This window comes from Ruixingdingia sedimenti, from assembly GCF_031432425.1.
Lineage (GTDB): Bacteria > Pseudomonadota > Alphaproteobacteria > Rhodobacterales > Rhodobacteraceae > Ruixingdingia > Ruixingdingia sedimenti.
In genome coordinates, this window is sequence record NZ_JAVKPH010000064.1 from 1 (window position 1) to 9,150 (window position 9,150).

General features: G+C 61.5%; 12 protein-coding genes. 2 read left to right on the plus strand and 10 right to left on the minus strand.

Features of this window, described 5'->3' with window-relative positions; all coding sequences use genetic code 11:
* Positions 1–12: 12 nt before the first annotated feature.
* The 6 genes from RGD00_RS22285 to traA all read right to left on the minus strand — a co-directional run bounded on the left by RGD00_RS22285 (position 13) and on the right by traA (position 5,157).
* Entirely contained in the window at positions 13–789 is a 777-nt protein-coding gene (locus RGD00_RS22285; RefSeq protein ID WP_310459438.1) for a recombinase family protein, read from the minus strand.
* Entirely contained in the window at positions 786–1,247 is a 462-nt protein-coding gene (locus RGD00_RS22290; RefSeq protein ID WP_310459439.1) for a type II toxin-antitoxin system VapC family toxin, read from the minus strand. The genes RGD00_RS22285 and RGD00_RS22290 overlap by 4 nt, the downstream gene beginning before the upstream one ends.
* Positions 1,244–1,492, minus strand: a complete 249-nt coding sequence (locus tag RGD00_RS22295; RefSeq protein WP_310459440.1) for a type II toxin-antitoxin system Phd/YefM family antitoxin — start codon at positions 1,490–1,492, stop codon at positions 1,244–1,246. The genes RGD00_RS22290 and RGD00_RS22295 overlap by 4 nt, the downstream gene beginning before the upstream one ends.
* 84 nt (positions 1,493–1,576) lie before the next feature.
* The gene (locus RGD00_RS22300; RefSeq protein WP_310459441.1) at positions 1,577–1,843 is read right to left on the minus strand and encodes a hypothetical protein; all 267 of its coding nucleotides are present in this window, start codon (positions 1,841–1,843) and stop codon (positions 1,577–1,579) included.
* Entirely contained in the window at positions 1,833–2,060 is a 228-nt protein-coding gene (locus RGD00_RS22305) for a helix-turn-helix transcriptional regulator (RefSeq protein WP_310459442.1), read from the minus strand. Before RGD00_RS22305 ends, RGD00_RS22300 begins: the two co-directional genes overlap by 11 nt.
* A 127-nt stretch (positions 2,061–2,187) precedes the next feature.
* The gene (gene traA, locus RGD00_RS22310) at positions 2,188–5,157 is read right to left on the minus strand and encodes a Ti-type conjugative transfer relaxase TraA (RefSeq protein ID WP_310459443.1); all 2,970 of its coding nucleotides are present in this window, start codon (positions 5,155–5,157) and stop codon (positions 2,188–2,190) included.
* 159 nt (positions 5,158–5,316) lie between these two features.
* On the opposite strand from traA, the gene RGD00_RS22315 reads away from it, so the two are divergent.
* Positions 5,317–5,655: a conjugal transfer protein TraD gene (locus tag RGD00_RS22315; RefSeq protein ID WP_310459444.1), complete on the plus strand. Its 339-nt coding sequence runs from the start codon at positions 5,317–5,319 to the stop codon at positions 5,653–5,655.
* Position 5,656: 1 nt separating this feature from the next.
* Complete coding sequence (locus RGD00_RS22320; RefSeq protein ID WP_310459445.1) at positions 5,657–5,923, plus strand: conjugal transfer protein TraD; 267 nt, start codon at positions 5,657–5,659, stop codon at positions 5,921–5,923.
* A gap of 133 nt (positions 5,924–6,056) precedes the next feature.
* On the opposite strand, the gene RGD00_RS22325 is transcribed toward RGD00_RS22320, so the two are convergent.
* From RGD00_RS22325 to RGD00_RS22340, 4 genes are all read right to left on the minus strand, one after another.
* Positions 6,057–6,779 carry a DUF6602 domain-containing protein gene (locus RGD00_RS22325; RefSeq protein WP_310459446.1) on the minus strand — a complete coding sequence of 241 codons (723 nt, stop codon included), beginning with the start codon at positions 6,777–6,779 and terminating at the stop codon, positions 6,057–6,059.
* On the minus strand, positions 6,776–7,534 hold the full coding sequence (locus RGD00_RS22330) for a nucleotidyltransferase family protein (protein WP_310459447.1): 759 nt from the start codon (positions 7,532–7,534) through the stop codon (positions 6,776–6,778). The genes RGD00_RS22325 and RGD00_RS22330 overlap by 4 nt, the downstream gene beginning before the upstream one ends.
* Positions 7,531–8,556 (minus strand): hypothetical protein, encoded by a 1,026-nt coding sequence (locus RGD00_RS22335; protein ID WP_310459448.1) that lies wholly within the window; start codon positions 8,554–8,556, stop codon positions 7,531–7,533. The genes RGD00_RS22330 and RGD00_RS22335 overlap by 4 nt, the downstream gene beginning before the upstream one ends.
* The coding region (locus RGD00_RS22340) for a GIY-YIG nuclease family protein (protein WP_310459449.1) at positions 8,553–9,150 on the minus strand (598 nt) is incomplete at its 5' end. The genes RGD00_RS22335 and RGD00_RS22340, both read right to left, overlap by 4 nt.

A 9,150-nucleotide genomic window follows, 5' to 3' on the forward strand; every position in this document is an offset into this window, starting at 1 on the left:
CCATCACGGAAGTCACAGGATAAGTCTGTCCGGGGAAAGGGGAACTCCGGCCCTCAGCCGATTTGTGCAACAGAGCCCCTGCCCGATGCCCCATCGCCCGCCATCGCGGGTGAAGATGCGGCGGCTGTTGAGATAGGAGACGATGTTCTTGACGCCCATCTGTCCGGTAGTGCCGTCGCCTTCCAGCGCAAGGCGATAGATCAGCCGCACCGTGTCGGCGTGGAGCGGGTCGATTTCCAGCTTCTTCTTTGTCTTTGCGCCGCGCTGCTCGGCAGCGACGGTGCGATAGCCGATAGGGGGAAGTGAACCGTTCCAGAAGCCTTGCCGCGCGTTTTCCTTCAAGGCCCGCATGACGTGCTTGGCGTTTTCCTTGGACTGGTATTCATCGAACAACGCCATGATCTGCCTCATCATGACGTGCATGGGATCATCCCCCATTTCCTGTGTGATCGAAACCAGCTTCACGCCGTTCTTGGCGAGCTTGCGGACATAGAACTCAAGCTCGAAATGGTCGCGGAAGAACCGGCTGAACGAATGGACCACGACAACATCGAAGGGTGCGGGCTTCGACGTTCCCGCCTCGATCATGCGCTGGAACTCGGGGCGGCGGTCGTTGGTCGCCGATGCGCCCGGTTCGATGAAGGTTTCGACCAGTTGCAGGTTGCGGGCCTCGCAATAGGCTTCGCCCTGCCGCTTCTGGTCGGGGATGGAAACATCATGCTCGGCCTGCCGCGCCGTCGAAACGCGCAGGTAAAGGGCGGCGCGCAGGGGGATTGTGGAAGCGGTCATGTCGGGCCTCCTTGTGCGGCAGCCTCGTCAGGCGACAACACGGCGATACCGAATGGCAGGAAATGCTTCGTGTTGCGGGTGACGATGACGAGTTCATGCGCTGCGGCGGTCCCGGCAATCACGGCGTCAGCCATGCCGGGGTCGTGACCGGCCGCAAGCGCCTTCGCTTCCAGCCGCCCGCCGATTGCGGCGGCCTGCGCATCGAAGCCAATGATCTTGTCGTCGTATGTGGAGACAAGACCACTGAGCCATGCTTTCAGGCTCGCGGCCTTCGCCGTTGCCCCCTTGTGGTCGAGGAGCGCGATTCCCTTCTCGATCTCATGAATGGAGACGACCGACAGAAATAGCCGTCCATCGGCGTCCATGCGGTCCAGCCAAGTGAGGAAGTCAGCGGATGCCTCCGACTTCGACGGCGCCAGCACGGAGACGACGTTGGTGTCGAGAAGGAAGCCGCTCAAAGCTCGACATCCCGCGATGGTTTGCGGTTGCGTGGAAACTCTCCACCTGGGAACGTCCTGAGATAGCTGACAAGGCCCGGCCGTTTGCGATCGAGCGCCTTGCGCGCGATCTCCGCCGCCTCGACCGAAACCAAGGCCGCAACGGGCTTGCCATGACGGGTGATGGTCACGATCTCTCCTTTGACGGCTTCATCAACGAGGCTGGAAAATCCAGCCTTGGCGTCTCTGAGGTTGATGGTCAGCATGTCGCGCCTCCGTATGTAGCCATATGTGACTACATGTAACCCATTGAAGGGCGAATTTCAACGCCGATTTCGACGCATGGAGCATCAGCCGCCGGGGCCAAAGAGTTCATCGAACAGGTCGCCGAACCATCGCTCGAACACCTCGATCTCGGCTTCCGTCACCGGCACGGGATCGGGCCAGTCATCGGTGACGGTCCATGTGCTGAGGTCATGCTTGGGCGGCCTGCCGGGGAACGGCCACGGATAGCCCAGCAATTCCTCAAGCTGCTCCGACGCCGTGGGCGGTCGTTTGGTGCGTCGGGAACGGGGTGATGCCTCCGGCTTCTCGTCGTCCCTGCGGTCAATAGTCATTGAGGAAGTCGAACTCGTTGCGCGAACGCGGCTGCCATCCGGCGGGGTTTGCGACCCAGCGGTCGATGTCGGATTCCTTCCATCCCGCGCCGTTGGTGCTGATCTTGATCTGGGGCGGGAACGTGCCCTCGGCGATCTTGCGGTAGATGGTGGACCGGGACAGGCCGGTGCGGGCGAGAACGGTCTTGAGGCGGACGATACGATCTGGTTGACGCATGGCTGTATTGCCTTCTGCTGGTTGTTTCTGAGACCAAACAGAAGAAGGAATTATCGTTGTGCAATAGATATTTAGCCGCCGTAGTAGTGTGGCGTAGAAACGGCGGTAAATAGGATGATTCTACGTCCTACAATCCGATGCTCCTTCCCCTGCCGAGGCCGTGACTGAGGGCGAGTTGCCGACCAAGCCTCATCCCTGAGTCGAAATCCATGCTGATGCCGAGTTGCTTCTTGCGGCCTTCGAGCAGGGATTCCATCTGCGGATCGCGTTCGAGGCCCGCGACCATGTTGCCCATCTCGGCGCGTGCGGACCTGTAGCCGGAATAGTCGCCCGCCGCATACTGGCGCTCGCCGGTCTGCTTGAGTTCCCGAAAGCGTTCCACGAAACGATCCGCGCGGCGCTCCGGGCTGGTGCGAATCTCGGTTTCGAGCTGGAGGGCGCGAATGGCGCGATTGACCTTGCCCGATCCCGCCTCATGGGCAAGGCTCTCATCCTTGGCATAGGCCGCTTCCGCGTCCTGCCAGCCAAAGGGGCGCACCCCATCGAACGCCTTACGGGAATCGACCAGTTCATCCCATTGCGCTGGACTTGCCTTGCTCCCGGCATCCTCGGCGTTGAAGACCTGGCCAACGGCATGGGCATGACGGATGAGCGCCATTCTGCGGGCGTGGCGCAAGGCATCCTCCGAATCTATTCCGGCGTCCCGCGCCACCGCCTCGATCTCCTGCTTTATCCCCCTGCCGGTCGTCTCTCTTTCCGGCCCTTCTGCACCGTCACGGAGTTCGCGCACGCTGAAGATGATGTCGCCGATCCGGTCAACGGCATTGCTCGGCACACGTATCTGTTCAACAGCGGCATCACGGGCATGGGCGGTAATGCCGCGCCGTTCTGCGTAGCTCTGCGCCGGTTCGTAATCGGTCGCCATGTCCTTGGCCCGGTCGCGCGACAGAGTGTTGATGAGCTTGTCCTGACCGGCGAAGTCGTCGCTGCCATAATGCAGGTCCATGCCGTCGCGGTGGCGCGACAGAGCGACATAGCTGCCGTGGGCGTCCATGCCGGGCGTTGCCAGCACATGCGTCCGGTCCACGGTCATGCCCTGCGCCTTGTGGATAGTCGCGGCATAGCCGTGGTCGATGCGGTCATAATCCTTCAGGTCGAAGGCAATGGAGCGGCCATCGTCGGTCTGCACCGTCATGCTCTGCGCGCTGACCTGTTCAATGGTCCCCAACGTGCCGTTCTTCACGCCAAGGCTGCGTTCGTTTTGAAGGAACATGACGCGATCCCCGGCAGAAAAGCTGCGGTCGCCGCGCTCGACTGTGACGCGCACGTCCTCGCCAAGATCGCCCGCGTGCCGCATCCTGTCGCGGGCGGCCTCGTTGAGTTCCCGCACCTCGGCATTGGTATGGGTGAGGATGATACGACTGGCATCCGGCGAAGCCTGCCGGTCGCGGTCCCAGCGGTCGATCAGCTCGTCGCGCGCCTGCTCGCGGGATGCGGCCTCATGCACCATGTCGTGCGCATCATAGGTATGGATCGCATTGCCGGTTCTGCCGGTTGCCAGATCGCGGGTGGCGTCCCTCTGCCAGTCCTCGCGCTGGCGGCGCACCTCATGAATCTCGACACCGCCGTGACGGTCATGGATCGAACGGAACGCCGCGCCCGCTTCTATGGATTGCAACTGCTGCGGGTCGCCGACCAGCACGACCTTTGCACCGGCTGCCTGCGCATGGGACAATACGCGCTCCAACTGCCGCGTGCCGACCATGCCAGCCTCGTCGATGACAAGCACATCGCGGGCGGTCAGCATGTCGCGGCCCTGCTTCCAGCCGTGTTCCATGCTGGCGATGGTGCGGGACGCGATGCCCGATCCGCTCTCCAGATTCTCGGCAGCGATGCCGGACAGGGCAACGCCGCGAACCTCGTAGCCTGACGCCTCCCAAGCCTCGCGCGCCACGCCGAGCATGGCGCTCTTTCCGGTCCCGGCATAGCCGACGACAATGCCAAGATCGCGCCCGTCTGTGACATGCGAAAGCGCGTCGGTCTGCTCGCCGGAAAGGACAAGGCCGCGCTGTTCGGCGCGCGCAAGTGCTGCCTCTCTATCGGCTTCGTTCACCTCATGGCGCTCGCGCTCCGCCATCATCTCGGCCGCGCGGTGCAACCGCTGTTCGGTCTCGATCATGTCGCGGGTGGTGAACCGATCCTCGCCGCGTCCGTCTTGTCCAAGCTCGACCAGATCGGGCGCGTTGCGCATCGCGCCCATCACCTCGTTGAACTGCTCGATCCCGTCGCTGTGCCGGTGCGCAAACATCGCCATGTCGCGCCGTGTGAAGGTCGATTGCTGATGCGTGATCGCGTCCAGCGCAACCGATGGATCGGCGATGATCCGCGCGCCGTTGTTCCGCGCGATCTCGCGGTGCATGTCGGCGCGGTCTGCGGCTTCAATCCCTTCGCCCTCGATCCGCTGCGCCGGTGCGCCGATCTGGCTTTGTGGCTCAAGCCCGATGCCCTGCGCCTCAAGGCTGCGATGGTCGATGCGCGCGTCAATGTCGAGTTCTGCCAGCCGCTCGTTGACATGCTCGGCCCAGCGTTCGCGCCACCGCTCCACCATCTCGGTGCGGTTCCAATCCCGCACCTTCGGGCCGAACCCGTTCTCGTCCACGCTGCGCATGGTGAGCATGACATGGGCATGGGGTTTCGGCATCCCGTCCTCGCCGATGTCCCAATGCACATTCAGATCGGCGATCATGCCCTGATCGACAAATTCGGCTTGGACGAAGTCGCGCGCCAGTTCGATGCCCTGCGCCTGCGTCATCTCGCGCGGAATGGAAAACTCCACCTCGCGGGCAAGCTGCGCGTCCTTCCTGACCTCGAACGCCTCTACATCGTTCCAGAGCCGTTCGCGGTCGCTAAGATGCTCGGGCGCACCATCCGGCAGCATGACCTCGGAATGGACGACGCCGCGCTTGCTGGAAAAGTCCTGCACGCGGTCGATACGCTGGTCGCGCATCCGCGAAGCCGAACGGTAGGCGGCGGATGCCACCGCGCTGCTTCCGGCCTTGCGGCCGATGACCTTGACGTGAAGATGATAGATCGCCATCGCGATCAAGCATTGCCACGGCCAAGCGCACGTCGGAACGACGTATAAGCGCGCCCTCCCTCGAAAAAATCTCGGGATGGACCGGCCCGTGCCAGACCGTCCCGGCAACATTACTGCGTTTCGCTGTCCGCGCAACTATCATCGCTCCATCAACAGCTTATGGAGATGATGATGCGCAAACCACGGGACTATGACGCGGAACTGAAGGCGCTGGAAGACAAGGCGCGCGAACTGAAAACACGCAAGGTGCAGCAACTGGGCGAGTTGGTAATTGCCACCGGGGCGGACGGCCTCACCCCCGACGAGTTGGCCGGTGCGCTAATCGTGCTGGTGGAAACCAAGGATACCGGAAAGCGAGAGGCTTGGGCGAAGCGCGGCGCGGCGTTCTTTCAAGGGAAATCACGGCGATCTGCATCAGCGCCTGACCGCGACGCTGGCGGCGCTCCGGCGCAACCGGGCGGCGCGCAACCGGCATCGGGCGGCGCGGGCGCGGCATGACATGCGCATATGGCAGGTCGAGCGCCGCAAGCGCACGCGGCATCTGATCCAACTCGGCGGCCTCGTCGTCAAGGCGGGCATCGTGGACCTGACCGGCGATGATCGCACCATGATCTACGGGGCAATGATCTGGATGGCCGACAAACTCAACAGCGAGGACGGCGAACGGGCGCGGGAACTGTGGGCCGGAAAGGGGAAAGAGGCGTTCGCAGCCGAACAGGAAACAACAACGCCGACGACAGCACACCCGCAGCAGGATCGGGCGTGACCGATAGCGGGCGGCGCGGAGACCCAACATATCGCAGCGCCGCCCGCCATCGCGCGGCAACGCCGCGCCCAAACGGCGCAGAATCATCGTTTCGCTACTGTCTCTGAACACGCCGGAAAGCGGAGGGAAAGCTCTAATCAGCAAGCCATCGCGCATAAGCGCGGACATCGATCATAGGCACCGTGGCCGACGCTTGCAGCCGAGCGATCAGTTCAAAGAGAAACGCCGTCGCGGCTTTCGTGTGAGGCAAAAGAACGTAGCGGCCAAGCTCCTCGCGGTAGAACAGCCCTTGCGCAGCGATGCAGCCTATGTCCAGCCGGGATTGGTCGTCCCCTTTGGCGAGGGCCGCGCTCGCCGGGTCGCCGAGCGCGGGATTCCATCCACTTTCCAAGGTGAGGATACCGCCAAGAATCCACGGGAGCGGCTTTGGATCGAACGTGCCGCCCGCGTGAGGTATGGGCAAGCTGGTTCGATGAAGGGCGCGGACGCTGGCAATCTTCTTTTGGGCGTAGTCCACCTGCGCAGCATCAAGGCTCTGCTTGGCTTCAAAGACCGCATAGACGCTTTCCGCCGGGATAACGTTTACGCCCGCGTGCTGGAACACGAACGGGGAATACTGGCGGTCGAACACGACAATGTCCAACTGGTCGCTCGACCTGTTTTCGCTGTCTATAACGACTGCCCGCGCGGCGCGGTATCGTTCCGGCAGGTAGGTGTTCAGAAGATCAAGCCAGACAGTTTCGCTGGCATCACCTTTCAAAACAGGATGGCCCATCGTGTTTCGGCTGGTTTGCAACCGTTGCGCGACTCCGTCATGCAATGCGGCAAGTAAGGTCCTGAGCGTCCAGTCCGTCATGTTACGATCTGATTCCAGCTAGACGCGCCAAGGGCCGCTTTCGCAGCGACGCTGATGCGGGCGCGATCCTGAACGGTCAGGTCATCCGAAATTACATTGTTCGTGTTGGCCGGGTCGATCACCCGTGCCGCCGGAAAGCGGTCCCGGAGATATTCAAAAACTGTCCAAACCCGTTGCGACAATGAGCCGTAGCGACCGGACAGCGCGGCTATCGCTGTCAGTTCAAGATAGAACGAGGGAAAATCCAACCCTTTCTGATTGCGCCAAAGTTTGAGGATTCGGATTTCGTTGGTGCAGCCCGAATTGGCGACTTGATTGATGTGAGTGATGACGTTGGTTTTGGTCCAGGTGTCGGCCTTGCGGCGATACAGGGTATGGTCGTTGGAATAACCGTTCTGCCGCCGTCCCGGCACGAGATCGACGCTGTAGCCGTTGACCTGAACATTGACCGATACGTTCTGGCGCTTCGGGGTGTAGCCGCGCTGCGTCATCTGGTTGAAAAGGGAATCGTAGATTTCCTTCATGGTGCCGGGGACGTTTTCGCTGACCGATAGAAACAGGTCGATGTCGGTCCCGCTGCGGTTGGCCGTCCCCTTGGCGAACGATCCGCTCGGATGGACCGCGATGAGATAGCCGTTTCCCCATGTGCTGAGGGCGGGCAATAGGACGTTCTGAACGGAGCGAACGGGAGAAGTCGGCCCGTTGTTGACGTGCTGTCCCACGAGAATGTTCAATAGATACTGGTCGGCAGTCACGGCTGCCTCGCTGCGCTTGCGTCAGCAAGAAGAGCGTCCGCCAGCTTGGAGACAAGCGCAACAGTCTCGCGGACGCCATCTTCACGCACGACGATCCGTTGACCGGGCTGATAGCGGGTGTCGCTGCTTTTTTGCAGATAACCCGCGTCAACGATGCCCTGCGTGTGGGCTAACAAGTGACGTTGCTGGAAGGCTCTTTGCAGAGCCGCCAGTTCCGTTGCCGAAAGGTGATCTGCATAGGCTTTGTTGGTCGCGGCTGACCAAAGACCGCTGCCTTCTGCAAGATTCTGAAAGGCGTTGCGTCGCGCCGGGCTGGCGGTCGGCAGGCTTACGTAAAGTGCTTCGGCGTATCGCTGGAACGCAGTGACAGCGTTCTGGAGTCCGTTTTCAACCAAAAGCCGGACAGTGTTCTCGGCTGTGTCGCGGTCGGGAATCGCCGCCCTCACCGCGCCAATCGCGTCAAGGGATTGGATGATCCCGGTGACTGACTGGCTAAATTGCTGGTCGGCCGCGTTGTGACCGCACGATGGGCAGAAAAACGCCGCCCCGACCACGGCATAACGGCACTCGCAAACCGGGCAGGTAATTTTTAGTTGCATCGGTTCCGCAGCGGCGGGCGGAAGCAAAACCTGCGTGGGACGCTGGTTCACCTTCATCATCATTGAAATTAGACCGCCTTTAGGCTGACGGCGATTCCATTGAGCAGCGTCACGGGCCATTGCCTTGCCAAGCTGGCCGGACACGTGGGAAAGTGCCGCCTTCCTAACGTGCTCGACCTGCTCCTGTGTCATCCAGCTACCGGATTCAGCCGTGTGCCCGCAGCTAGGGCAGAACACTTCTTCGTCGCGGACCTTATCTTTCCAATCGTCAGCCAGAACCTTGAACTGGAATAGGCACTCGTCGGCGGGACACTCCCTGTCGAGGTACCCGTCTTCATCATATTCGATAGGGATGGATAACTGCGTTCGTCCTTCAAGCTGGCGAAGCGCACGGAGAGTTTCGTCGAACATACTGCCGCTCATGCCAAATTCCCTATCCGCACCAGCCGCGCTGCTGCCGGGTCGTAGATATAGTCCGTGATCGTTCCATCCTTGATCCGCTCCACGGCATCGTCCACGACGAAGCGCGGAACAAGGAACCATTCGCGCGGCACGACAGGATTGCCGAAACGGTCCTTGATCTCGATGTCCAGTTGGGCAGGAGCGAAGATGCGGTGGACCAGGTTTTCGAGCTTCACGCGGTTGATGTTGTAGAGCGTGTAAGTGGCGACCACTTCGACCTCGGCCATGAGGAAGGTTGGATCAAGTCTAGCATTGGCAAGACGGCGGGTAATGTCACCGCCGGTTACGCCGATCTTGTGCAACACGTCGCGGTTGGCGGTGACAAGCGGATGATCGGACTTGCTGCGAAGGACGTAGATGGTCCCGCTCGCAATATCCTCATCGTCGCTTTCGCCGGCGAACAGCGGGCCGGCGCTACGGTCAGGACTCGTTCTCGCGTCATAGCGGCTCTGTTGCACAAATCGGCTGCTGATCGGACTTCCCCTTTCCCCGGACAGATTTATCCTGCGACCTCTGTGATGGGCGTGCCGAGCGCGGTGAAGCCGTTGAGCACGG

Coding starts and splice junctions, on each gene's coding strand:
- RGD00_RS22320 (WP_310459445.1), top strand. CDS start 5,657: ATGCGCATATGGCAGGTCGAGCGCCGCAAGCGCACGCGGCATCTGATC.
- RGD00_RS22335 (WP_310459448.1), bottom strand. CDS start 8,556: ATGAGCGGCAGTATGTTCGACGAAACTCTCCGTGCGCTTCGCCAGCTT.
- RGD00_RS22325 (WP_310459446.1), bottom strand. CDS start 6,779: ATGACGGACTGGACGCTCAGGACCTTACTTGCCGCATTGCATGACGGA.
- RGD00_RS22300 (WP_310459441.1), bottom strand. CDS start 1,843: ATGACTATTGACCGCAGGGACGACGAGAAGCCGGAGGCATCACCCCGT.
- RGD00_RS22285 (WP_310459438.1), bottom strand. CDS start 789: ATGACCGCTTCCACAATCCCCCTGCGCGCCGCCCTTTACCTGCGCGTT.
- RGD00_RS22295 (WP_310459440.1), bottom strand. CDS start 1,492: ATGCTGACCATCAACCTCAGAGACGCCAAGGCTGGATTTTCCAGCCTC.
- RGD00_RS22305 (WP_310459442.1), bottom strand. CDS start 2,060: ATGCGTCAACCAGATCGTATCGTCCGCCTCAAGACCGTTCTCGCCCGC.
- traA (WP_310459443.1), bottom strand. CDS start 5,157: ATGGCGATCTATCATCTTCACGTCAAGGTCATCGGCCGCAAGGCCGGA.
- RGD00_RS22315 (WP_310459444.1), top strand. CDS start 5,317: ATGGAGATGATGATGCGCAAACCACGGGACTATGACGCGGAACTGAAG.